Source organism: Neisseria sp. P0022.S010, assembly GCF_051956635.1.
In genome coordinates this window covers 1-551 of the sequence record NZ_JBQCXF010000827.1, presented here as the reverse complement: position 1 = coordinate 551, position 551 = coordinate 1, and the positions used below count along the sequence as shown (strand labels likewise).

The 551-nt window shown below is 33.4% G+C and carries 1 protein-coding gene; it reads right to left on the bottom strand.

All coding sequences use genetic code 11. From position 1 onward, the window contains the following. Positions 1-458, bottom strand: a 458-nt coding sequence (locus ACTHUT_RS21635) for a Kiwa anti-phage protein KwaB-like domain-containing protein (RefSeq protein ID WP_440419870.1), incomplete at its 3' end; no start/stop codon positions are given. Between the last annotated feature and the right edge of the window lie 93 nt (positions 459-551).

The following is a 551-nucleotide window of genomic DNA, read 5'->3' as shown; positions in this document are numbered from 1 at the left end:
TCTATAAATGAGGGATCTATTAATAAGCTATCAAAATTCCTTTGGTAGCTTTTTTTATCTGAAGTTGTACTTTCATATGCACGCTTCGACTTAATAAAAATAGCCTCATTAATGCAGTAAAAATCAAAATAGTCATCAAAAGAGAAGGTTTCCTCAGGTGTTGCAGATAATTCTCCATTTTGGAAAATAGCATTAATAAAAGAATTACGAATTTTAGGTTTCCATGTCGGAGCAGTTTTTCTAATTGCATAAACCACTTGGTTATTAAATTGAAATTTAACTAAATAACCAATAGCTCCTTTCAGATGTTTTAGTTCAGCATCAATATGCTCAGTCGCGGGTTGGTTAACTACATCTAATAATGCAGTCAAGCCTTCACTTTCTGATAAAGAGTGAGTTAGACAACTATTTTCATTATTTTGAGATAATGGTTGGTAAGAAAGATGTTCTGTTGTCAATGTTACATCTTTACCTGCTGCATCTCGAAAAAGCTTGTTCTATGGCAGGATCAGTTTTCACATGCCATCCACGGAATTTAGCAGATGATTGAC